At 57.7% G+C, this 24,617-nt stretch carries 18 protein-coding genes and 1 pseudogene; 11 read left to right on the plus strand and 8 right to left on the minus strand.

All coding sequences use genetic code 11. The features are described 5' to 3' along the window. Positions 1 to 198: 198 nt before the first annotated feature. The gene (locus ACOYW2_RS18520) at positions 199 to 1,581 is read right to left on the minus strand and encodes a sigma-54 interaction domain-containing protein (protein ID WP_482767508.1); all 1,383 of its coding nucleotides are present in this window, start codon (positions 1,579 to 1,581) and stop codon (positions 199 to 201) included. Then, complete coding sequence (locus ACOYW2_RS18525; RefSeq protein ID WP_482419453.1) at positions 1,560 to 1,946, minus strand: GAF domain-containing protein; 387 nt, start codon at positions 1,944 to 1,946, stop codon at positions 1,560 to 1,562. The genes ACOYW2_RS18520 and ACOYW2_RS18525 overlap by 22 nt, the downstream gene beginning before the upstream one ends. 625 nt (positions 1,947 to 2,571) lie before the next feature. Here ACOYW2_RS18525 and ACOYW2_RS18530 point away from each other — a divergent pair. The 7 genes and pseudogenes from ACOYW2_RS18530 (at position 2,572) to ACOYW2_RS18560 (ending at position 12,496) form a co-directional block, all read left to right on the plus strand. Continuing rightward, entirely contained in the window at positions 2,572 to 3,969 is a 1,398-nt protein-coding gene (locus ACOYW2_RS18530; RefSeq protein ID WP_482767509.1) for a cytosine permease, read from the plus strand. Positions 3,970 to 3,996: 27 nt separating this feature from the next. Further along, positions 3,997 to 5,430: a dihydropyrimidinase gene (gene hydA, locus ACOYW2_RS18535; protein ID WP_482767510.1), complete on the plus strand. Its 1,434-nt coding sequence runs from the start codon at positions 3,997 to 3,999 to the stop codon at positions 5,428 to 5,430. Positions 5,431 to 6,192: 762 nt separating this feature from the next. After that, positions 6,193 to 6,528 (plus strand): annotated as a pseudogene (locus ACOYW2_RS18540) (Rid family detoxifying hydrolase); the annotation flags it as partial. Positions 6,529 to 6,537: 9 nt separating this feature from the next. Then, positions 6,538 to 7,770 (plus strand): diaminopropionate ammonia-lyase, encoded by a 1,233-nt coding sequence (dpaL, locus tag ACOYW2_RS18545; RefSeq protein WP_482767511.1) that lies wholly within the window; start codon positions 6,538 to 6,540, stop codon positions 7,768 to 7,770. After that, the gene (locus ACOYW2_RS18550; RefSeq protein ID WP_482767512.1) at positions 7,764 to 8,981 is read left to right on the plus strand and encodes a YgeY family selenium metabolism-linked hydrolase; all 1,218 of its coding nucleotides are present in this window, start codon (positions 7,764 to 7,766) and stop codon (positions 8,979 to 8,981) included. Before dpaL ends, ACOYW2_RS18550 begins: the two co-directional genes overlap by 7 nt. Further along, entirely contained in the window at positions 8,974 to 10,404 is a 1,431-nt protein-coding gene (locus ACOYW2_RS18555; protein WP_482419460.1) for a sodium:solute symporter family protein, read from the plus strand. Before ACOYW2_RS18550 ends, ACOYW2_RS18555 begins: the two co-directional genes overlap by 8 nt. A gap of 502 nt (positions 10,405 to 10,906) precedes the next feature. Next, positions 10,907 to 12,496 carry an N-acyl-D-amino-acid deacylase family protein gene (locus ACOYW2_RS18560; RefSeq protein WP_482767513.1) on the plus strand — a complete coding sequence of 530 codons (1,590 nt, stop codon included), beginning with the start codon at positions 10,907 to 10,909 and terminating at the stop codon, positions 12,494 to 12,496. Between the two features lie 869 nt (positions 12,497 to 13,365). Here the strand turns inward: ACOYW2_RS18560 and ACOYW2_RS18565 are convergent. The 3 genes from ACOYW2_RS18565 to buk all read right to left on the minus strand — a co-directional run bounded on the left by ACOYW2_RS18565 (position 13,366) and on the right by buk (position 16,242). Further along, the gene (locus ACOYW2_RS18565; RefSeq protein ID WP_482767514.1) at positions 13,366 to 14,862 is read right to left on the minus strand and encodes a phosphate acyltransferase; all 1,497 of its coding nucleotides are present in this window, start codon (positions 14,860 to 14,862) and stop codon (positions 13,366 to 13,368) included. A 69-nt stretch (positions 14,863 to 14,931) separates the two neighbouring features. After that, a complete protein-coding gene (locus ACOYW2_RS18570; RefSeq protein WP_482767515.1) occupies positions 14,932 to 15,114 on the minus strand; it encodes a hypothetical protein in 183 nt (60 codons plus the stop codon). Between the two features lie 36 nt (positions 15,115 to 15,150). Next, positions 15,151 to 16,242, minus strand: a complete 1,092-nt coding sequence (gene buk / locus ACOYW2_RS18575) for a butyrate kinase (RefSeq protein ID WP_482767516.1) — start codon at positions 16,240 to 16,242, stop codon at positions 15,151 to 15,153. Between the two features lie 384 nt (positions 16,243 to 16,626). Between buk and ACOYW2_RS18580 the strand changes: the two genes are divergently transcribed. From ACOYW2_RS18580 to ACOYW2_RS18595, 4 genes are all read left to right on the plus strand, one after another. After that, a complete protein-coding gene (locus ACOYW2_RS18580) occupies positions 16,627 to 17,436 on the plus strand; it encodes a glycerophosphodiester phosphodiesterase (protein WP_482767517.1) in 810 nt (269 codons plus the stop codon). 62 nt (positions 17,437 to 17,498) lie between these two features. Further along, positions 17,499 to 17,876, plus strand: coding sequence for a nuclear transport factor 2 family protein (locus tag ACOYW2_RS18585; protein WP_482419465.1), 378 nt, complete (start codon positions 17,499 to 17,501; stop codon positions 17,874 to 17,876). Between the two features lie 303 nt (positions 17,877 to 18,179). Then, the gene (locus ACOYW2_RS18590) at positions 18,180 to 19,826 is read left to right on the plus strand and encodes an alpha-keto acid decarboxylase family protein (RefSeq protein ID WP_482419466.1); all 1,647 of its coding nucleotides are present in this window, start codon (positions 18,180 to 18,182) and stop codon (positions 19,824 to 19,826) included. A 334-nt stretch (positions 19,827 to 20,160) separates the two neighbouring features. Then, entirely contained in the window at positions 20,161 to 21,405 is a 1,245-nt protein-coding gene (locus ACOYW2_RS18595; RefSeq protein WP_482767518.1) for an APC family permease, read from the plus strand. 20 nt (positions 21,406 to 21,425) lie between these two features. Here ACOYW2_RS18595 and ACOYW2_RS18600 read toward each other — a convergent pair whose 3' ends face one another. The 3 genes from ACOYW2_RS18600 to ACOYW2_RS18610 form a co-directional block, all read right to left on the minus strand. Further along, entirely contained in the window at positions 21,426 to 22,328 is a 903-nt protein-coding gene (locus tag ACOYW2_RS18600; protein ID WP_482767519.1) for an ADP-ribosylglycohydrolase family protein, read from the minus strand. A gap of 296 nt (positions 22,329 to 22,624) precedes the next feature. Then, positions 22,625 to 23,584 carry an AEC family transporter gene (locus ACOYW2_RS18605; RefSeq protein WP_482767520.1) on the minus strand — a complete coding sequence of 320 codons (960 nt, stop codon included), beginning with the start codon at positions 23,582 to 23,584 and terminating at the stop codon, positions 22,625 to 22,627. Positions 23,585 to 24,046: 462 nt separating this feature from the next. Next, entirely contained in the window at positions 24,047 to 24,517 is a 471-nt protein-coding gene (locus ACOYW2_RS18610; RefSeq protein WP_482767521.1) for a TonB-dependent receptor domain-containing protein, read from the minus strand. Positions 24,518 to 24,617: the final 100 nt, after the last annotated feature.

Consider the following 24,617-nt stretch of genomic DNA (forward strand, 5'->3'; position numbering starts at 1 on the left):
AAAGACAAAAGCCGATGGCACGCGTTACGCCTGGCGGTGCGGGGGCCGCACCCTACAATTCACGAGCGCATCAATGGCTCGTAGGGTGCGCCGTGCGCACCGCAAAGCGTATCGAAAACCGATATCCCTTAAGGTGATGCGAAAGACCATTTGCCTTTAGCCTTTCCCCCTTAGCCCTTAACCATTCCCCCATCCCCCTCAACCTTCAATCCCATACTCCCGAATCTTCCGATACAAGGTCGCCACCCCGATCCCCAGGGCCGAGGCCGCGGTCCGCTTGCCCTTGGTATCACTGCCGAAGCGCTTGACCGCCTCGATGATCACCTGCTTTTCCACCTCTTTCAGAGGTAAAACCGGAGACTTTGAAACGCAACGGCCGCAGGCGCATTCCGTTGGTGTTTCCAATACTCGAGGAGGCAGCAGGGAGTCGTCGATGACACCGCCTGCAGGCATCATGTTCACCATGAATTCAATGATGTTCTCAAACTCCCGAACGTTTCCGGGCCAGGCATAGCTGCGGAGCCGGTCCATGGTGGAGGGCTCGATCCTTCGAAACCGCTTGTTGAACCGACCGCTGTATTTGGCCAGAAAGTGCTCTGCAAGCAGGTCGATATCTTCAGGCCGCTCGCATAAGGGGGGAATATCCAGGGGGATGACGTTGAGGCGGTAGTAAAGATCGTTCCTGAACATGTTTTTTGCGATGAGTTCAGGCAGGTCATCGTTGGTTGCGGCAATGACGCGAATATCCACGTCAATGGGCTTGTTGGCCCCCAGGCGTTCCACCTTGCGTTCCTGAAGAACCCGGAGGAGCTTGACCTGCAGATAAAGGGGCATGGAGCTGATCTCGTCCAGAAAGAGAACCCCTTTATGGGCCAGCTCAAATTTCCCGATACGGCCCCCGGGGCTTGCACCGGTAAAGGCCCCGGAGGTGTAGCCGAAGAGCTCGCTCTCAAGGAGGGTGTCGGGAATGGCCCCGCAGTTGATGGCCACAAAGGGCTGCTCCCGCCGGTCGCTCTCATGATGGATGGCCCGGGCGAACATCTCTTTGCCCGTACCGCTCTTGCCGCTGATGAGCACCGTGGAAGACGAGGTGGTGATGGCCATCACCTGCTCCTTGAGCTGCCGGATGGCAGGAGACATGCCAAGGATGGCATCAAGGCCCTCACCGGAGGCAGACGACGTAAGGGTAGACATCTTTCGTGTAAAATCGGTCTGGGTTTCAAAGAGCATCACCCTGGAAAACCTGGGATCATCCTTTTGCAAATCCACCATCTGCCCCATGATCACCAGGTGATGCTCACCGAAGTGCAGCTCGTACTCCTCTGCGTCGCCCACGGTGTTGCCCGTGGGAATCAGCTGGACCGACACGGTATCGCCGGGTCCCTCGATGCCCAGCTCCTTTCTTGCATGGGCGTTGGCGTAGGTGACGCTGCCGTCGGCCCCGAAGACAAACATGCCCTCGGCATGCACATCCATCACCTGCCGCAAGACATCCAGTGTCTGCGTGGTCTCCGCAATGTGGCTGTAATCCTCGGCCTTGGCCGCAATAAGGTCCGCCATCATGGAGAGAGTAGACTGCATCGTTTCTGTTTTCCAGGATGGTCTGCTTGTCCTGCTCCGTAACATATCTGCATAACCCCCAAGGCTTCCCCATCACGCAAAATCGGAGAACAAAGGGTCAGCTTCTCCTCGCACCCGTCCCTGTTCTTGCAGTTGAAACAGATGGGATCGTTTTTGGGGTTGTCGATGCACACCGGCTGCCCGGTCTTCAGGGCATGGCGGTAGACCTCCCCTTCGTCTTCGATGCTTTTCCCGTCCCCTTCCGCATACCGTCCCGTACCGGCGATGCGCTTTAAGTCCGCCCCCACCACCTCCACATCAATGCCCACCACCACGGCGATGACATGGGCAAATTTTCTGATGGACTCTTCAATCGCGTAAAGCATGATGATTTTACCTCATTCTTAGCACTTGGGGTAATTGCGCCCGTTTTTACTGATTTTTAAACACGTCCCACCGCATCACCCGACTCCGCATGGGAAGGAAGTCGTCTCCGCCCCACCCCGATATTATCATTTTGATAAGCCCAATGCCCCCGATTCCCAATCCAGAGACATAGCACCAATCGATGAAAATCAGAAGAGTTATCGAAATAGCAACCATCCACTTCACGTAAACATCTCGATCTTCCACAGAATTCTCACCCTGATAATTTTTATCAAAACGATAACACCATGTTACTTTATAACTAACAATGCAAGGCATTCATAAAGAAGAAAAGAATTCATTTCCAAGGTCTTAGTCATTAATTTTCAGTTATGGCCCGCGAGTTGCATCGATTGTATCGAATAGATCCCATGACAACACATTTACGCCCAGCAATCCCTAACCCGGATATTTCACGATTTATTGGCTTGGCCTGACCATTTCCCCATGAAATATCCGGCCTAACGTCACAGGAGGTTTGCAAAAAACAGAATTCAAGAAGAACCCTTTGGCAGGGTTTTAACGCAACGGTTTTAGAAGCAAAAAATGCTTACAAAGCCACCATGGATGACAATGAGGTATGAAATGGCGAGTGATCTTTGCAACAAAGACCTTCTTCCGACAACGCTGTCCGGAAGAACACTGAGTTTTATCGACTTTACCCTCCTTTGGGCCGGAATGACGGTGAACATCGCAGGTTTTGCCATCGGGGCCCAACTCTACCCCCAGCTGGCCCCGGTTTCGGTCCTTTGGGCTATTTTTGCAGCCTACATGATGGTCACCCTGCTCCTGGTATTGAACGGAGACATGGGCATCAAATACGGCATCACCTTTGCCGTATACATGCGTGCCTGCTATGGCTACAAAGGCTCCTGGATTCCAGGACTGATCCGAACCATTCCCTGTTTTTTCTGGTTCGGGTTCCAAACCTGGGTAGGCGCCCTGGCTTTAGACTCCGTGGTGAGCATGCTCACCGGATTTTCAAACCTTACCCTATGGATTGTCCTGTTCGGGGCGCTACAAGTGGTTAACGCCGTCTACGGCCTCAAAGCCATGGCCAAGTTCGACCTGGTGGCCATCCCCATGCTGGCCATTGTCTTTATCGCCATCTTTCTCTGGCTGTTAAAATCCAACGACGCGTCCTTCATCGCCGATATTCTTTACGCACCGGCAGAGAACACATACTCCATGACCTTTGCCATCATGGGCATTGCAGGTGGCTGGATTACCATGGCCCTAAACAGCCCCGATCTCACCCGCCAGCTCAAGATCAAACCTCAGAATGACCGGGGCTTTGTCGCACGCAACACCATCCCCTTTGCGGGGCAGTTTCTTGGGTTGGTTCTAGCCGGAACCCTGATTCTCCTGGTGGGGCTTACCTCAAGCATTCTCCTGGGGGAGTGGAACCCCATTGACGTTGTGGCCAAAACCTTTGGGCCGGACAAGCCCATGATCCTTTTTATCTGTTTTATCACCATCACCTTTGCCCAGTGGTCAACCAACACAGCGGCCAACCTGATGCCCCCCACCTATATTCTTCTCAACTCATTCCCCCGGCTGACCTACGCCAGCGCCACCGTTATCAGCGGGATCATCGGGCTGGTGATCATGCCGTGGAAATTTTGCGACTACCTGGTGCAGTTTCAAGTCTTCTCATCAAGCCTTCTCGGCCCCATCTGTGGCATCATGATTGCGGATTACTATCTCATCCGCAAGATGACCCTCAACGTGGCAGAACTCTACAAGACAGATGGCATGTATACCTACGCAAACGGGTTTAACCCCGCGGCCATCATCACAACCGTCGGGGCCTTCGTGGTGGGCTATTTTACTCCTGACTACGCCTTTTTCGTAACCTTTGTCATCGGGCTTTTCGGGTACGTGGGCCTCATGAAGACAATGGTTCTCCCCAGGTATGAGCAGAACATCGGGGAAGAAGTTTTTCTGAACGCAGAAGAATCCACATCTGAAAAAGTGGCATAATTTACGCAAAGCTAAGGAGTAAAGCAGATGTTTGATCTATTGATTTGCGGCGGCCACGTGGTCTCCACCGACAACACCATACGCGCCGATGTTGCGGTCAAAAACGGGAAAATCGTTGAACTGGGACTTTTTGACGACACCGTAAAAGCAGCCAACGTCATCGATGCCACGGGGAAATACATTCTCCCGGGAGCCATTGATGCCCACATGCACGTGAAAGCACCGTTCCAGGGGTGCATCGGTGCCAACGACTTTTTCACCCAAAGCGTTTCAGCCACCTTTGGCGGGGTGACAACCATCATGGATTTCACCAACACCTTTCCCGGTGACTCGGTGAAGACACAACTTGAAAAGCGCAAGGAGGAGATGTCCAAATCAGCGGTGGACTACGGGGTTCACTGCAAGTTCGTGGAAGCGCCGGACAACATCTTAAAGGAAATCCCTGAAATCATCGGCATGGGATGCCCATCGTTTAAAATGTTTATGACATACCGAAAAGAGGGCGTCATGTCCGATGACGAAACCCTCTTGAAAATCTTCAAACTGGCCAGAGAGCATGGAGGGCTGCCCCTGATTCATGCTGAGTCAAACGCCATTGCCGAGACAAACATTGAGTGTTTTCGAGAGGCCGGCACCCTTGGGTGGCCCGACTTTGCCCGGGCCAAGCCCGTGCTTTGCGAGACCGAGGCGGTAAGCAGGGCGGTGCTCTTCAGTAAGTATTGCGGCAACGCCCTGCTCCTGGTCCACACCACAAACGGCCCGTCAGTGGATATCGCCCGGAGGGCCCAGACCGAAGGGCACCCCGTTTACGTCGAAACCTGCCCTCACTACCTGACGTTGTTTCAGGATCTCTACAACGACCAGAGCCGGGGGCACCTGGCCATCTGTTCCCCGCCTTTGCGCACGAAAAAAGAGGCCGAAGAGCTCTGGGCCGGCCTTTCGGACGGAAGCATCTGCGTGACGGGCTCAGATGACTGCACCTACTCTCGTAAAGAAAAGGAGATGTTCCTTGAACGAGATGAAAAAGGGACCATCATTCCTGACTTTACCAAGGTGGTCAACGGCCTCTCCGGCCTTGAAATCCGCCTGCCCATTCTCCTCTCCGAAGGGGTGTCCAAAGGGCGCATCAGCCTTAACCGGCTGGTTGCCATTACCAGCACAAACGTGGCCCGACTTTCAGGCTGCTTCCCGCAAAAAGGGATCATCGCCCCGGGAAGCGACGCAGACATGATCCTGGTGGACCTTGAAAAGGAGTGGACCATCACCCCGAAAAGCCTTCACAACAATATTGAGTACTCTCTTCACGAAGGGATGAAGGTAAAAGGGGCCGTGGACATGACCATCGCTTGCGGAAACGTGGTGATGGAAGATGGTGTTTTTAAGGGAGAGAAAGGGCGTGGACGCTTTATTCATCGTCAAATCGATAAGGATGTTCTCTCCTCCTATGCTTTCCACCGGTGATGTGTTCCCACTCGACTATTCGGCGCATGGGACGTTCCCCAAATGATACGATTAAGCCACCAGGCTCGGTAAACATCTTACCGTCAGAGAGGTGGCCTTCATATCGCATCACAGAATACTCCGATCCGCCTTTTCATTGATCGTCCAACCTCAAAAGGAACGGCATCTTGTCACCTTGACGGATGCCGCTCCTTACATCCCCTTGCTCGCCTCAGCCCCACAACCTCTCCAATACGTCACCAGCCGAGTCCCTCTGCCCAAAACATCAGAACGGCAGACTGAAAAAATCGGACGAAAAACAATAAATGGCACCGCATTGGTTTCACCAGACTCTTCTCCCATGACATATCCGGGCCATGAACGCCCACAAAAAAAAGCGCCCGCCCCTCACCATAAATTATCATTTTGATACAAACACACACCACCTCACATTCCAAGCACCCCATCAACCCCCTACAATCACCGAAAATATTCATTCAACGTCACATCACCCCTCTGAACACACACTCAAACGGGGGATTATCACTTTGATAATCATTATCAAAATAATAATGGTTTTTATCCTTTCAACGGATGACACGCCACCCCCTCGATCAAATAAAGTAATTTATTTCCTACAACTTATAAACTAATTCTCATTTTTGGCCCGCGCATTGCTTATGAAAGATTCCCGTTACAGAACAGATTCCACGAATCAACCCCAAGCCACACAGGAGGATCGCATGAAGAAAAAGATCGTCTGCTCACCCAACGCCCCCAGGAAACTCACCCTATTCCCAGGCCGTCATCAAGGGAGACACCCTCTATCTATCCGGCCAGCTTCCGGTGAACCCCGAAACGGGCGAACTGGCAAAGGGCATCAAGGACCAGACGCGCCAGAGCCTTTCCAACATCAAGGCCATCCTGGAAACCGCGGGCACCGATTTTTCCCGCGTCTGCCGAGTCGGGGTGTTCATGACCGACCTGGTCGACTTTTCCGCCATGAACGAGATCTACGCCACATTCTTCGACGGAGACTACCCTGCCCGCTGCTGCGTGCAGGTGGCCGCCCTCCCCATGGGAGCCGAAGTTGAGATAGAAGTAACTGCTGATATTTAAGGACCATTCATGACCACATCCATCGATTTTATCGCAAACCCTTCCGCACGCACCCAAGGAGACAAGGCCGACACGGCCTTCCTTTCCCCCGAGCGCGCCGACGTGGTTCGCCGTTATTTCAAAAGCTTTGACGAATACGCCCCAACCCCCTTGGCATCGCTGAAGGGGCTGGCAAGCACCCTGGGCCTGGCTGGCGTCTACGTCAAAGACGAATCCAAGCGCATGGGCCTCAATGCCTTTAAAGTCCTGGGTTGCGGCTTTGCCATCGCCAGCGTCATTGCCGAGCGGCTGGGCATCGACATCTCGGAGCTCACCGCCGAGACCCTGCGCTCCGAGGAGACCCGCAAAAAAGTGGGAGAGATCACCTTTGTCTCGGCCACCGACGGCAACCACGGCCGCGGTGTGGCCTGGGCAGCGCGCCAGATGGGCCAGAAAGCGGTCATCTACATGCCCAAGGGTTCTTCCCTGACCCGCCTTGCCAACATCCAGGCCGAAGGGGCCGAAGCCTCCATCACGGACATGAACTACGACGATGCCGTGCGCCTGGCCTGGAAACAGTCCAAAGAAAAGGGCTGGGTCATGGTGCAGGACACGGCCTGGGAGGGCTACGAGGACATCCCCGCCTGGATCATGCAGGGCTACATGACCATGGCCCATGAGGCCCTGGAGCAGCTGGCCGCCATCAAAGAGAGCGCCCCCACCCACGTCTTCCTGCAGGCAGGGGTCGGCTCCTATGCCGGCGGCGTCCAGGGTTTCCTGGCCACGGCCTTTGGCGACGAGCGCCCCATCACCACCATCGTGGAGCCCCACAAGGCCAACTGCATCTATAAATCCGCCGAAGCAGGGGACGGTAAACCTCGGTTCACCACCGGCGACATGGACACCCTCATGGCCGGCCTGGCCTGCGGGGAGCCCAACATCATCGGCTGGGACATCCTTCGGGACTACGCCGACGGCTACATCTCCTGCCCGGACTGGGTGGCGGCCAACGGCATGCGCATCCTGGGCGCACCCGTGTCAGGCGATCCCCAGGTGATCTCCGGAGAATCCGGGGCCGTCACCGCAGGACTGCTCCACCTCATCATGACACGACCGGAACTGTCCCGTATCAGGGAACAATTAAAAATTGATTCCGATTCGCGCGTGCTCCTGATAAGCACCGAAGGCGACACGGACCCCGACATCTATCGCAACATCACCTGGTTCGGTGACCACACCGAAAAGGAGGAAGAAGCATGCTGAGTGAGACACACAAGGAACAGGTTATCGGACTTTGCAGGGACATGATCAAACAGCCCAGCGTTTCGGGCGAAGAGGCAGGGGTTGCCGGTGTCCTGAAAGCATTCATGGAAGCCAGCGGCTTTGACGAGGTGTTCGTGGACCGCTACGGCAGCGTCACCGGCACCATCCGCGGCAAGCGCCCCGGTAAAAAGGTCCTCCTGGACGGCCACATCGACACGGTGCCCGTGGACGCTGACCGCTGGACCAAGGAACCCTTCGGTGCCCAACTCATCGACGGGAAAATCTACGGCCGAGGCTCCTCGGACATGAAGGGCGCCGTGGCCGCCATGGCCTGCGCCGCATTAAAGGTCGCTGAAAAAACCGGCAGGGATTTCGACGGCGAGATCCACGTAGTGGGCGCGGTGCACGAAGAGTGCTTTGAAGGCGTGGCCTCCCGAGAGATCACAAAGCGGGTCGCCCCCGACTACGTTATCATCGGCGAAGCCTCCCAGCTTAACCTCAAAATCGCCCAGAGGGGCCGCGCGGAAATCGTGCTGGAGACCCAGGGCAAGCCCGCCCACTCCGCATCCCCTGAAGAGGGCATCAACGCCGTGCACAAGATGATGGCCCTCCTGGAAAAAGTGGAAGCTATTACCCCGCCTGAGCACCCCGTGCTCGGCAAGGGCACCAACGTGCTCACGGACATCAAGTCCGCACCCTACCCCGGAGCCTCGGTGGTGCCCTCATCCTGCCGGGTGACCTACGACCGACGCCTCCTGGTGGGCGAAACCATTGAAAGCGTGCTGGCCCCCATCCACGACGCCGTGGCTGCCTGCGCCGCCGCCGATCCTGAGTTTTCCGCCACCGCGGGTCTGGCCACCGACCAGGCTGCCTGCTACACCGACGAAACCATCTCCGCAGAACGATTCTTCCCGGCATGGCTCTATGAAGAAAAAGAGCCCTTCGTACAAAAGGCCCTGGCCGGGCTGAAAACCGTGGGGAAAAACCCCAGTCAGATATTTCCCACTACGCCTTCTGCACCAACGGGAGCCACTACGCAGGGGAAGCAGGGATCAAGACCCTGGGGTTTGGACCTTCCCTTGAGACCCTGGCTCACACCGACGACGAGTACATCACCACCGACCAGCTTGAAAAAGCCGTGGTCGGGTATGCCGCCATTATCGAAAGCCTGCTCAACGACTGATTCCAAAAAGGGGGAGTATCATGACTAGCACGTTTTACATCATCATCGCATACATGGCAGGCATGGTCGGTATCGGGCTCTGGGTTGCCAAACGCAAAATCAAGGAATCCAGCGACTTCATGCTGGCCGGTCGGCAACTCGGTCCCCTCATGGTGGCCGGAACCCTGGCCGCCGCCGAGATCGGCGGCGGATCCACCCTGGGCGTGGCCTCCAAGGCTTACGGCGAATGGGGCCTTTCCGCAGGCTGGTACGTGGTCTGCGCGGGCATCGGGATCTTCCTGGTCTCCTTTGTGGCTCCTTTCTTACGAAAGTCCATGGCCACCACCGTCCCTGAGATCATCGGGCGCCGCTACGGCAAGCCATCCCACATGATCACCACCATCCTCTCCATCTCGGCGCTCTTTTTTGCCACCGCCGCCCAGGTGGTTGCCACCTCCTCGGTGATCCACGTGGTCACCGGAGCCGACCTCAAAACCGTGGTGGTCATCGTCGGATGCGTGGTTACAGCTTACACCCTCATGGGTGGGCTGGTTTCCGTGGCCTACACCGATATTGTCCACATCTTTTTCATTACCGTGGGGATGGCCATTGCCATGCCCATTATCCTTAAAAACGCCGGGGGCTGGAACTACCTGGTGGAAAACCTGCCTCCGGGACAGCTTGGCCTCACCAAGGTGGGCTGGAAAACCATCGCCGGTTTGATCCTCATGTACTTCATGACCTTCTCCACCGGGCAGGAAGCGGTTCAGCGCTACTTTGCGGCGAAAAACGCCAAGGTGGCCAAGGCAGGCTCTTTCATCTGCTCCCTGCTCATGGCCTGCTACGGCTTTATCCCGGCCGTCATCGGCCTGGTGGCCCTGGCCCACTTCCCCGACATCTCGGCCAACAGCGCCCTGCCCACGGCAGCCCAGCACTTTGCCCCCACCATCATCGCAGGGCTCGTGCTGGCATCGGTTGTGGCAGCCACCATGTCCAGCGCCTCCGGCAACATGCTGGCCGTCTCCACCCTGTTCACCAAGGACGTCTACCAGGCGTACCTCAACCCCAAAGCAGCCGACAAAGACCTCATGACCTGGAGCAAAGGGGCCATCGTGGTGGTGGGGGCAAGCGCCATTGTCATCGCCTTAAACGACTACCCCATCATCTCCCTGCTCATCCTGGCCTTCACCATGCGGGCGGCAGGTCCCTTTGCGGCCTTCGTCTTTGGCCTGGTCTATGAGAAAGCCACGGTGAACGCCGGCCTCTGGTCCATCATCCTGGGCTCGGTGGCTGCCATTGTCTGGAAGCAGATGGGCGAGCCCTTCGGCATCATGTCCATCATCTTCGGGTCCTTTGTGAGCACCGCGACCTTCTTTGTCATCGCCAAGATCGAGATCGCCATGGGCAAACCCTCCGCCCCCCTGGCCATCACCGATGAACACGAGGCCATGGCCAAGGACGACGCAGCATAAGACCAACGGCTACGCCGGTTCGCATCATCCCGGATGGCGGGATGATGCGGACACGGCCGATGCCTTCCCCGGTCTGAAAAAGAGCAACGATGCCCTTTCCGGCCGGGAAAACCACACCGAATCAATACAATAGAGCCTCGGTGCCCTTAACCCGGACATTTCATTAGAAAACGGCCCGATTGCAACAATGAAAAATCATTACAATCGGTTATTGTGAAAAAATCAGGCATTTCAAAAATACAAAATGTTATTCATGATTTTTTGCTCGATTTTCTCACTCTTTGGGCGAGCCGAGTGCACCCATCTTCTGCGTTATCAGAGCCTTGAGGTAAACCACTACATCTGCAGCTCTGATGCCTTGAATATGGATGCACTCGACTCGTGAAATATCCGGGTTTAGGCACCGAGGCCTCAGCGCGGCCGGGTATCGGGTATTGCGCAAAAACCCTCCGGCAAGCTGAACCCTGCTTCACACACGATACGTATTCAAGGGAGACCTGCATTGAAACGTCTTATCAAAAACGGAACCATTATCGACGGAAGCGGCGCTGAAGCCTTTTCCGGCAACCTGATTATTGAAGACGACCGCATTACGGCCGTAGCAGAAGGACCTGCACCGGCAGGCACCTTTGACGAAGAGATCGATGCCGCAGGCCAGGTGGTCTGCCCGGGCTTCATCGACTCCCACAGCCACTCCGACCTTCTCCTCTTTGAAGACCGCCTGGTAGAAGCAAAAACCCGCCAGGGCATCACCACGGAGATCCTCGGCCAGGACGGCATCTCCGCCGCCCCCCTCCCCGAAGAGTTCATCAGCCCCTGGCGCAAGAACCTGGCCGGCCTCGACGGCGACGTGGAAGACCTGGACTGGACCTTCAAAACCACCGACGGCTACCTGAAACTCCTGGAGGCCAACGGCTCCGCCCCCAACGAAGGTTACCTCATTCCCCACGGTAACGTGCGCATGGAGGGCATCGGCCTGGACAACAAGATCGGCACCGACGACGACCTGGCCCGCATGCAGGACATCCTGAGGCGGGAACTGGACGCCGGCGGTATGGGCCTTTCCACCGGCCTCATCTACATGCCCTGCGCCTACAGCGATACCCGTGAGATGGTGGCCCTCTGCAAGGTCTGCGCAGAGTTCGACCGTCCCCTGGTCATCCACCAGCGAAGCGAAGCCGACACCATCCTGGACTCCATGGAAGAGGTCATCACCATGGGCCGCGAATCCGGCGCTAAGATCCACTTCTCCCACTTCAAGGTGTGCGGCAAAAACAACGCCGACAAGTACGAGAAAGTGCTCGAACTCCTGGAGAAATGCAAATCAGAGGGCATCCGGGTCTCCTTTGACCAGTACCCCTATGTGGCGGGCAGCACCATGCTGGGCGTCATCCTGCCCCCGTGGGTCCACGACGGCGGCACGGACAAGCTCCTTTCGCGGCTGCGCGATGCAGACCTCCGCAAGAAAATGGTGAAGGACATCAAGGCGGGCATTCCGGGATGGGACAACTTCGTGGACTTTGCAGGCCTGGACGGCATCTTCGTCACCGACGTCAAAACCCACCTCAACAAGGACGCCATCGGCAAAAGCCTCACCGAGCTGGGCAAGCTGCGGGGCAAAGACCCCTACGAGGCCACCTTCGACCTCCTGCTGGCCGAAGAGAACGCCGTGGGCATGGTGGACTTCTACGGACTGGAAGAGCACGTGGAAGGCTTCATGAGGCGGCCCGAGATGAACGTCTGCACCGACGGTCTCCTGGGCGGAAAACCCCACCCCAGGGTCTACGGCTCCTTTGCCCGCGTTCTGGGCCGCTACGCACGTGACAAAAAAGCCCTCTCCTTAACCGACGCCGTCCGCAAGATGACGGGCCGCACCGCCGAGGTCTTCGGCATCGACAAACGGGGCCTGCTCAAAGCCGGCTACCATGCCGACGTCACCGTGTTCAACCCCGAGACCGTCTGCGACAAAGGCACCTACACCGACCCCTGCCAGCACCCCGACGGCATCTCCCACGTGCTGGTCAACGGCACGCCCGTGGTATCAGAGGGCAAAACCACAGGCAAGGCCCCGGGACGCGTAATCCGCATGTAAAAAGGGTCGCCATGAGGGGGCCGTCCGGTCACCTCGATTTCACCTTGCCATTGCGAGGCATTGCCTCCTCAAAAAACGAAAGCCGCCGCGCGTTGATCGTAGACCACGTCAACGTGCGGCGGCTTTTGTCTTTCTTCCTGAAGCACCCACCGCTATTAAATGAAGACTCATATCATTCGGCCTCCGTCACCCATCGCAAAGCGGTGCGGGGGCCGCACCCTACGATTTGCGACACGCTTCGGGGCCCGTAGGGTGCGCCGTGCGCACCGCAGAGCGTCTCGAAAACCGGTATCCCTTGCGGTGATGGGAGAGACCATGAAATGCAAAAGCCGGTGGCCCGTGTTGCGCCAGGCAGTGCGGGGGCCGCACCCTACAATTCGCGACACGCTTCGGGGGCCCGTCGGGTGCACCGTGCGAACCGCAGAGCGTCTCGAAAACCGGCATCCATTGCGGTGATGGGAGAGACCATGAAAAGCAAAAGCCGGTGGCCCGCGTTACGCCAGGCGGTGCGGGGGCCGCACCCTACGATTCGCGACACGCTTCGGGGGCCCGTCGGGTGCGCCGTGCGAACCGCAGAGCGTCTCGAAAACCGGCATCCATTGCGGTAATGGGAGAGATCATGAAAAGCAAAAGCCGGTGGCCCGCGTTGCGCCAGGCGGTGCGGGGGCCGCACCCTACAATTCGCGACACGCTTCGGGGGCCCGTCGGTGCGCCGTGAGAACCGCAGAGCGTCTCGAAAACCGGTATCCATTGCGGTGATGGGAGAGACCATGAAAAGCAAAAGCCGGTGGCCCGCGTTACGCCAGGCGGTGCGGGGGCCGCACCCTACGATTCGCGACAGGCTTCGGGGCCCCCGTGGATGCGCTGCATTACGAGCTTTTCTCCTCCAGCCAGCGTGAATACAAGGCAGAGGCACAGATGGTAAGAAACTTGACGATGTCCGAATCCGAGCGGGAGGTGAGGATGATGGGGGCTGAGGCGCCCAGAACCACGTTGGCCACTTCGGCGCCCATGGTCATGGCCCAGCTTTTGTAGAGGATATTGCCGGTGGCGATGTAGGGTACCACGAGGATGTCGGCCTTGCCTGCCACGGGATCACCGGTGATGCCCTTGGCTTTCACAAAGGTGTCGTAAAGGGCGAGGTCGTAGGAAAGGGGCCCTGCCACGTCGGCGTCTTCCCACACCATCTCCGAAAGGTTCCGCTCGAACACGGTGGTAGGGATGCTGTCCGTGGGCACCTCGTTGGCGTCCAGAAGGGCCACCTTGGGGCGGGCCACGCCCAGGGAACGAGCCACGTCGATGGCGTTGCGGACAATATCCACACCGCTGGCCACGTCGTCCCCCACAAAGAGCTCGGGGTTGATGCCCGGATCGGTGAGCATGAGAAGCCGGTCCACGCCGGGCACTTCGAAAATCCCCACCAGAGAAAGCCTCCGGCCCGTGCCAATGCCCTCGTTTCTATTCAGGATGGCCTTTAAAAAGGCGTTGGTGTTGACCTTGCCCTTCATGATCATGTGACCAAGGCCCTTGCGGATGATGGCCACACCGGCCCGGGCTGCCGCCGGTTCAAAGTCGTCGCCCTCGGCTGCAACCTCCACGTACTCGTAGGCGGCGGGGAACCGAAGTTCTCCGTCGCACCGCTCGTCGATCCAGGCCCTTTTGCCCACGAGGTAGGCCTTGTCGATGATCTCCTCTTCAATGGCGATGTTGATGGCGGAGATGGCTGTCTTGTCCGGCGAGATCACCACGATGTTGCGGCGGGTCAAGAGCTTGGCAGCCTCGATGATGGCCTTCATGCGCCGCCCCCGCGTGCGGTGGACCATGGACTCGCCTTTGTAGATGGAGGAGACCAGCACCACCTTGTCCGTTACGGCGTTCACCGAGTGGGGCAGGCTGGAGTCAAAATAGAAGCTGTCCCCCTCTTCCAGAATCTGTGCCTCACCGTCCACAACGATCTTCAAGGTGCCTTCGGTGATAAAGAGAAACTCCTCACCGTCGTGGCGGCTCACCTCCACCTCGGCGTCGTCCCTGCGGTAGATGGTCACCAGAAAAGGCTCCATGCTTCGCCCCACATAGGAAGGCGCCAGGCTCTCGTAGTCCAGTGCCCTTTCGTTCCGCACCACCACCCGGTCGGCCACCGAGGTCTTGATCGCCTTTCGCTCCCTGTACTCCTTGCCGTGCAAAAGGGCTGGAAGGTCAGTCTTCAACAGGGTAGCCAGCTTGAGCAGATCCGAAACCCCCAGGGCCAGCTCACCGCTCTCCAGCTCGTCGAACCGGCCTGCGTCCACCCCCAAAGTCTCCATGACCTCCGCCTCGGAGACCCCTTCCCGCTCCATGTACCGCCTCAGGTGCTTCCCAATATCCATATCGTCCTTCCTGATTTTGTAGCTATTCCGTTCATCTTTGCTTCCGGTGGCCCTGCCGGGGCCAAACGTTTAAAAAAGTTCGACAAACAGGCCTGAAGCAAGTTTTTTTTCAGGCTCCGCCGAAACAATATCGACATTTTTGCGGAGCTTTTTTTCAAAAAAACGCCCCGCCGGAGGCAAGCTGAATAGGTAGGGTTTAGCAAACGCTTTTTTTAAACCTGTGTACCCGACCGAGCCCAAAAACACCACCACAGTTCAATGCCCCCACCACTCACCATTCACCATTCACTACTCACTATTCACCATTCGCTGTTCCCCCGTTTCATACCGTTTGACCTCCTCTTCCCCCTCCAGCACCCGCATGGCCCCCTCGGCCAGGGCCTCCAGCTCAAACTCACCGGGCACCACAACCACGTCGGCAATGAACCCCGTTTTTTCCGAAATGGCCTCGGTGAGGCGTCGGCTATGGGCCATCCCCCCTGTGAGAACAATGGCGTCCACCTCTCCGTCCATGGCCGCGGCAAGCCCCCCGATCTCCTTGGCTATCTGGTAAACCATGCCGCGCCAGACCAGCACCGCTTTGGAATCGCCCTCGTCCATGCGGCGCTCCACCTCACGAAGGTCCACAATGCCGAGATAGGAGAAGATCCCCCCACTTCGGCTCACGGTACGCACCAGGGAGTCCGGGGTGAATCGGCCCGTGCGCAGGGCCTCTGCCATGCCGTCCACCGGAAGGGAGCCGGAGCGCTCCGCAGCGTAAGGCCCGTCGCCGTCCAGGCCGTTGTTGACGTCCACCACGCGTCCCTTTTTGTGGGCCCCCACGGTGACGCCGCCCCCCATGTGGGCCACGATCAGGTGGGCCTCATGATAGGAGCCGCCCCTCTCTTGGGCCACGCGGCGGGCCACGGCTTTCTGGTTGAGGGCGTGGAAAATGCTTTTGCGCTCGATGCCTTCGAGACCGGAGAGCCGGGCCACGTCGTCAAGTTCGTCCACCACCACGGGATCCACGATAAAGGCCTCGCACCCGGAGGAGGCGGCAAACCGACGGGCCAGAATCCCGCCGAGGTTCGAAGCGTGGCTGCCGCTGACACCTTCCCTTAAGTCGGCAAGAAGACTGTCGCACACCCGGTAGACACCGCCTGTGACGGGCCGTATCAATCCACCGCGCCCCACCACGGCGTCAAACCGCACCGTACCGAGACCGCGGGTTTCAAGGGCCCTGGTGATGCAGGCAAACCGCATCTCTTCCTGCTCGTGGATCTCTGAAAATGAATCGATCAGGTCCCGGTCGTGATCCATGCCCTCCTGGATCATCTCACCGTGGGTAAACACCCCGATTTTTGTCGATGTGGAACCGGGGTCAATGGCCAGTATCTTCATACGCCCTCCGGTAAAGCATCAGAACATGAACGGTGACAGTCCGGCAGGCTCGGAGCTTCGTGTTGTCCCACCGGCGATTTTTGGACTTTACGTTAACGTAAGGTTTATCTTTTTGTCAAGCAGGAGATAAAACCACCACCCCAAACACTAACACCGTTCAGCCCTACTCTGTATCTATTTACAGATACAGAGCAAACCGCCACCATGTATCGCCAGCTCCTTCTCAGACCTGGTGCACCCGCGCTTTGCCATCTTCCTGTCAGGGAAACAGAGCGTTGCCAGCCCACCACCACGCCTGGATTAACCACCGGTTCTGTATTATAACGGGTGTCCGGGCCGGGGGTGGGACCCCCAGCCCGTCACCCTTGCAAAGGACACCACATCATGGTTTTCAACTCAGCCCACCGAGGCGCCCGAAGCCTCGCACCGGAAAACACCCTGGCCGCCATCGAAAAAGGATTTCACGTGGGAGCCCACCTCTGGGAGACAGACATCTCCGTCACCCGGGACGGCGCCCTTGTCCTCTTCCACGACAACACCCTGAAGCGCACAACCGACGCCCTCACCCGGTTCCCCGGGCGGAAAAGCTACGCTGTCTCGGACTTTACCTTGGACGAGCTCCGGCAGCTCGACGCCGGCTCCTGGTTTGTCCGCACCGACCCCTTCGGCCAGATCGAATCCGGTGCCATTTCACAGGAAGAAGCCGCATCGTTCCGGGGCCTCACCATCCCCACCCTGCAGGAGGGCCTGGCCTTTACCGCCTCCAAAAACTGGCCCGTCAACCTGGAGATCAAGACCCTTCTGGGGTCTGCCGTGGGCTTTCCCGTGGTGGAAAAAGCCCTTTCCGAGGTCCGCCGAAGCGGCCTTGAGCCCTCCCGGGTCTTCTTCTCCTCCTTTGACCACAGCCTTTTGGACGAGATCAAAGACAAAGCCCCTGAGTTTGCCGTGCAGGCCCTCATCGGGGACACGGGCGGCCCCAAGAACAACTGGGGTGACCTTGCCTACGACACCTACAACGCCAACCAGGACCTCATCACCCCGGACGAGCTTCGCGACATTATCGCCAGGGGGAAAGATGTCAACCTCTGGACCGTCAACGACCCCGAGCGGATGCAGGCATTCATTGAGGCCGGTGTCACCACCCTGATTACGGATTTTCCCCAGGTGCTGAAACCGATTCTCGAAAACCAGTAACAAACGATTTACCGCATGCCCACGTATGACTGGAAACGCATGCCATCCTCAAGGAGGCCATCATGACCACCATTTACAAAGCCATTGAAACCGCTGAAGAGGCCCTTCGCTCGGCCATGCTTCGCTCAGACGTCGAGGCCCTGGACAGGCTTTTGTCCCCGGAGCTTGTCTTTACCAACCACCTGGGGCTCATCGTCAGCAAAGAAGACGACCTGGCTGCCCATGAATCTGGCGTACTGAAAATTGACGATATTGTGTCGTCGGAGATGCGCATCAACACACTCTGCGCCACCGTTGCCACGGTATCCGTGCGGGTAAACCTGACGGGTTCCTACGGCGGAGAGCCTGCAAACGGCGAATTCCGGTTCACCCGGGCCTGGACCCTTTCGGAGTCCGGCAACTGGCAGGTTGCCACCGCCCATTCCACCCTCATTGCGTAGCGGCCTCCCCCTCCCCGCCCGTACCGGGGGGGGGTAAAAAAACACCCGCCTCAGCCTGTTTCTTTTCGGCAACCTGTTTGCCAAAGGGCCATTAAAATTGGTATATTAGCAACAACTCCTTTTCCCGCACACATCCTGAAAAATCACCAAAGACCTCGCCTCCGCCGCTTCTGTGGCACTTATTATTCCGGGGCATTCGTCCCGACACAGCGCCATGTCTCAACGCCCTGCCCGCACCGCCCTCCTGTGAGGGCTGTTTCATTGACACACCCATAACCGTTTTTTCCATTTGAGGAGGTTACGATGACCGCATCGAAGACCATTGGCGATTACCTGATCGAACAACTCCAGGGCCATGGCGTCGACCATGTGTTCGGCATTCCCGGAGACTATGTCCTCTCCTTCTTCGATCTCATGGCCCGCAACGATACCTTAAGCCTTATCAACACCTGCGATGAGCAGGGAGCCGGGTTTGCCGCCGACGCCTATGCCCGGGTGCGCGGCCTGGGGGCCGTCTGCGTAACCTATTGCGTCGGTGGACTCAAAATCGCCAACACAACGGCCCAGGCTTACGCCGAAAAATCCCCGGTGGTGGTGATCAGCGGTGCTCCGGGCGTGGAAGAGCGCCTCAACGACCCCATGCTCCACCACAAGGTCAAGGAATTCGACACCCAGCTCCGCGTGTTCCAGGAGTTTACCGTGGCAACGGCCTTATTGGACAACCCGGACACGGCCCCTGCGGAGATCGATCGGGTGATTCACGCGGCCTTGAGGTACAAGCGCCCTGTCTACATTGAGATTCCCCGGGACATGGTGACAAAGGAGTGCCCCGCACATCACACCCACCCCCAGGCCGAAGAGACGAGCGACCCGGAGAGCCTCAAGGAGGCCCTGGCCGAAACAGCCGAACTCATCAATGAGGCCGAGCGCCCCGTGATCCTTGCCGGGGTGGAAATCCACCGATTCGGGTTGCAGCCCCAGCTCCTGGGGTTTGCGCGAAAAATGGGGATCCCGGTGGCATCCACCATCCTCGGCAAATCTGTTATCTCGGAAAAATCTCCGCTGTACTTAGGGATCTACGAAGGGGCCACCGGGCGGGAGGAGGTTCGCGAATATGTCGAATCAAGCGACTGCCTGATCATCCTGGGCGCGTTCATGACCGACCTGAACCTGGGGGTCTACACCGCCGACATCGACCCGGGCAGGTGCATCTATGCCATCAGCGAGAGGGTCAGCATCAAGCACCACCACTACGACGACATCCTCTTCGAAGAGTTCGTCAGCGGCCTCTACGAAACCAACATACAGCCCAGAACGCCGGAAGCCCTGCCCCAACCTGAAGAGCCAGACCCCGTACCTGCGGGCAACGGCAACGACCCCATCACGGCCAAGCGGCTCTTTGAAAGGCTCAACGGGTTCCTGAAAAACAACACCGTGGTCATCGCCGATGTGGGCGATACCCTGTTCGGCGCCAACGACCTTCTCATCCACGAAGCCACGGAGTTTTTGTCCCCGGCCTACTATGCGTCCCTGGGCTTTGCGGTTCCGGCGGCCATCGGGGCCCAGCTGGCCAACCCCCGCCACAGGCCCCTGGTCCTCACCGGCGACGGTTCCTTCCAGATGACCGGCATGGAGCTCTCCACCCTGGCCCTCTTCAAGCTCAACCCCATTATCGTCGTGCTCGACAACAAGGGCTACAGCACGGAGCGCCCCATGCTGGACGGCCCCTTCAATGACATCCTGCCATGGAACTTCAGCCGCATCCCCGAGGTCCTGAGCGCGGGAAAGGGTTTTCATGTCACCACCGAAGCCCAACTGGACCGAGCCCTGGACAATGCCGAGGCCTATGAGGACGGGTTCTCCCTGATCCATGTTTCCATCGGCCGGGACGATCGATCCCCCGCCCTCCTGCGCCTGAGCGAACGCCTGGCCCAGCGTGTACGGAAATAAAAAAAGCAATGGGCCTCCGGCAGATCCGCCGGAGGCCCATGTGATGGCCTGCACCGTTGTTTTTCGTTTTGCCCCGCCCAACGGGAAACCTTCCCGTTGACCTTCACCCGGATTTCCTGGTAGAAAAAACTTCCCACAAAACAAAGAGAATTCAACAACACCCGATTATATGCTTTAAAGGTTCTATGCCCATTTACTATGCATTAATAAAAGCCGCCAAAACAACCATCCAGCTTTAACACACAAAGAGATAAAGCAGGCTTTAACAGGGTCACCGACGGCAAAATGAGCTGAACCGTTACCACGACTTTTATACTCACACACGAGGCGACACATGCTGCGCAAACATCTCACGGCAACCGACGGGTTTGTCCTGTACACCACCTCTGTCCTGGGCCTCGGCATCATTGTCCTGCCCTCCATCGCGGCCAGGCTGGCCGGCCCCTGGTCCATCGTCATCTGGATGGCCCTGGCGGGAATTTCTTACCCCATGGCGCGGGTCATGTCCGAGCTGGCCCGCAGACACCCCTCGGCAAACGGCGTCATCGAGTTCATCTCCCACGGCCTGGGAAAAGAGATGGGCCAGTTGACCGGGGTCCTCTACCTGACGGCCATCATCGTGGGCGCCCCGGCCACCGCCCTCTTTTTCTCCGAGTACCTGACCAAGCTCATGGCGCTGAGCCACGGCAGCCAGGTGCTGGTGGCGTTCTGCTTCCTCGCGGCCCTCATCGGCATCAACTTGGCGGACGTGGAAATGACCATGCGGATCCAGCGCTACACCTTCATAGGGTTCCTGGTACTGGTGACCATGGGCATCCTCCTCTCCTTTGCCCACATCGACCCCGCACGGTTCACCGACATCAAAGGGGTGGGCCCGAGCCATATCCTGAAGACCACCCTCATCTGCTTTTTTGCCTTTGTGGGATGGGAAACCGCGGCCTTTTCCGGGGAAGAATTCCACGACCCCAACGACATGGTCAAAGCCCTGGGGGCATCCGTTGCCGTGGTAGGCGTTCTTTTCACCATGCTCTCTATTGCCATCGTGGGCGTTCTGTCCAAAGCCACCCTGGCATCGAGCAACGCATCCATCTCCGACCTGTTGCGCGTCTCCATCGGTGCCCATGCGGAATGCATCTCGGCGGTGGCTGCCATCTCCATCATCTTCATCATGATGATCTCCTGGGTCCGAGGGGCCTCCCGCCTGGTATTCGGCCTTGCCCGGGACGGCTCCTTTCCCGCCTGGCTCTCAGAGGTAGACCCCAGAACCCACACGCCCCGTCGCGCCCTCCTGGCCCTGGGGTGTATCTGGGGCCTGTCCCTTCTCCTTTTTTGGGGCTGCGGCTTTGAGGTGGACGACTACCTCAAGCTCGCCAGCGCCAACTTTCTCACCACCTATGTCATCATCATCCTGGCGTCGTGGCGCATGCTGGTGCACGAGCCCTTCAAAATCCAGCTGACCCTTTCCAGTCTGGCCTTGGTCATCATCGCCATGGGGGGCTATCAGGCCCTGTGGTACCCGGCTACCGTGGCCGCCCTCTTTCTGGGGGGCCGCCGCATGGTCCCGGCCCTCACCCATTGACAATGACGTCGACCAAGGACTTACGATGGCGCCATGAGCTTAACGATGTCCTGATACCGTGTCATGCCGGTAACCCAGGCATCCGGAATCTCAGAAATCCCGTGGCACGCCCCCAGAACCAGCCCGGTAAGCATGCCGCGGGCTGCGGAATCGCCTCCGGCCATGACGTTTTCGACGAGGGCCTCTTTCAGGCTTTTTTCATGGCGGGTGATCAGGTGAACGGTGGAAGGAAGAGATGCCTCGATCTCGCACATCTGGCCAAACTCGGCGATGGCTTCACGGGTCGGGGTCTCGCGGCTCTGAAGGCCCATGGTTACCCCCTCCCTGAGTTCGGCGCCGCCTCCGGCTTCATCCAGGGCGAGGCTTAAGGCCTCCACCGGCCCGCACCCGTCCAGCACGAGGCGGGCCACGCAGGCAAAATAGGCCGCCGCATCGGTCACGGCCGTGTTGGCATGGGTCAGGGCTGTCTCGGACGTGGCCAGCTGCGCCAGCTCCCCGGCCGATGCATGGTTGCCGAGCAGCAACGGAGCAATCCGAGCCGCCCCGGCCAGGTCCGTGGAGTCCGATCCAGCCCCGTCAAAGGCCGCCCCCGCATCAAGATTCTCCAAGGTCGCCTGGGATGCTTTATCCAGGTAGCAAGAGCCCCCCTTCATGAGACCCACCCAGGCAGACATGAACCCTTTGGCATCAAATCCCCCGTTTTGGGCCACGGACTCCAGAAGCACCATCATCTGATCTCCGTAATGGGTAAATTCGCCTTTGGCCTTGCCCTTGTGAAACGACGCCAGCTCCGGGGCCAGAAGCTCTTCAACACGCCCGTATTTACGGTCAATGACCCGCACGTTGTAGATCCAGTGCACTCCCAGCGCTAAGGCATCCCCCACAAACGACGCCATCACGGCATCCCTGATGCGATCTTCCATGGTCTCCTCCTTGACGGTTTGTTAACAATACGGCCGAGGTTACCCGGGACCAGCATGGCCCGGATAGGTTCGCACGGGCGACGCCACACGTCGCCACACCATACCCACCGAGTATAGCAGGAGACAGCACACACCTCATTGATATTTTGATAAATTTACGAGAACCTCCGGCGGATTCGCCGGAGGCAGAAGGAAGGAGGATCGCTACATCGTCCGAAGGATGAGAAAATTGTTCAGAAAACGATGAATTACAGTTTGTATTTTTGGGGCTGTCGTTTTCTCATGAAATATCCGGGTCAGGCAAGGGCCAAGCCAAAGCGCGACGCCAGGGCCAGGGTGGCAGGGATGGTCACGACACACAACAGGGTCGACACAAGGACGGCTGCCGAGCTTCCGTCTTCGTAAAGCCCGTAATCTTTGGCCACCAGATAGGAGACCATGGCCGTGGGCAGCCCTGAAAGGAGAATCCCCATAATCAGCCAGTCCCCTGAAACGTGGCACATGACGAGAAAAAATGCGGCCAGCACGGGCTGGATCACCATCTTCACCACGCTCACGGACAAAAGATCCATGGGAGAGACCGACAACCCGCTTTTGCCGATGACCATGCCCATGGCAAAGAGGGCGCACGGCACGGACGCCATGCCGAAATCGTGAAAAAACAGGGTGAGGGATTCGGGCAATCCCAGCCCGAGGCAGGACCAGAGAATGCCTGCCACAGAGGCTCCGATAACGGGGGTTTTCAGCAGGGAAAAACAGACCGTCCCCAGGGTATGCCACGAAGATCGCCCCTTGTCCGCCCGGTGAAACTCCAGCTTGCCGATGGCCAGCATCAGCACCAGGGTCGGCATCAAGGTGGCCAGGGTCACGGCGATGACCGCATGGGAGCTCCCCTCAAACAGGGACAAAAGGATAGGGAATCCTAGATAGGCTGTGTTGGGAAAGCTGGCCGCCGTGGACCGAAGGCCCCCTTCCGTGAAATGGCATTTAAAGGAAAAACAGGAGATAAGAAAGGCCACCAGATAGGCACAGAGCATGGCAAGGGCAAACCCTTCCATGAACTGCCATTGAAAGATCTCGGCGGCCGGAGACGAGGCCAGGGAGCCGAAGATCAGGCTCGGCAGGGTAAACCTGTAAACAAAGGTGTTCAGAATGGAGGAGCTTTCTTCCGGCAGCATCCCCTTGTAACCGGCCCCAAGGCCGAACCCCATCATCGCAAACAGAGGCAACAGCGTATTGATCATCGTCGTCAGCATACCACACCTTCCCAAAAGATAATGTCTCCCGGCTTGCACGCCGGAAAACAAATGAAAAATTCACCATGGGTCGGCATCTCTGTATGGGTATATCGGGGTGTCAACCGCAGCGATCGGAAAAAACGGTGCAAACCATAAGAGGCCGCGACGGAAAGCTCAAGTCAGTAATCATAACCGAGTTATTAGAAAATCTAATCCGCACACCCTGTTGGCCGCCCCTTTGATGGGGCGGCCTTTCATATCTCATTTACGGATATTTCATGAGCAAAGGATCAGATCAAGCCAATAAAACAGCGCCGCAATCTTTTACCTGCTAAAGATTCAATGACTTGAAAAACACAACATGTCATTCATCGTTTTCTGATCGCTTTTCTTACGAGCCGAGTACACCCATCGTCTGCGCTATCAGAATCTTGAATAAAGGCGCACTCGACTCGCGAAATATTCGGGCTGAGGGCCACATCAGAACCGGTAGTTAAACGATACGCTGACCGTCCTCGGATCGCCAACGGTTCCCATATACCCAATTGTTGGATCCTCGAACACATCGAGGAGGTACTGCTCATCAGTAAGGTTCCGAACGGCAAGGGAGAGATCCCATGTCTCTCTTTCGTAACCCATTTTTACATTGTACAGAGTGTAGGGTTCTTGCTTTACGCTATTGCTTCGGTCCAGATAGCTTTCCCCCGTTCTCTGCATCTCAACCCTGGCCATCAACCCCCAGGGGTTGCGGTACTGGAGAAACACGCCCAAGTCGTACTCAGGAATCAGGGAGACATGGTTGTCACTATAGTTTTCTTTCGTCACCGGATCGATATAATCCTCATATGTCGCATGGGTGTACCCGAAAACGGCATTGAGTGAGAGATAATCCGTGACGGCAAAGTGGGTCTCCAGTTCAGCACCGTAAATAGCCGCTGCGGCGTTACTCAAGCACCTTGCGTGGGGTCAAGCATCACCCTGTCCTGGTAGTCATCCACACAGGTATAGAAAGCCGCGATGTTTGTACGCAGCCCGATGCCTGGAAAATCGC

This window comes from Desulfoluna sp. CLI2B (assembly GCF_056847375.1).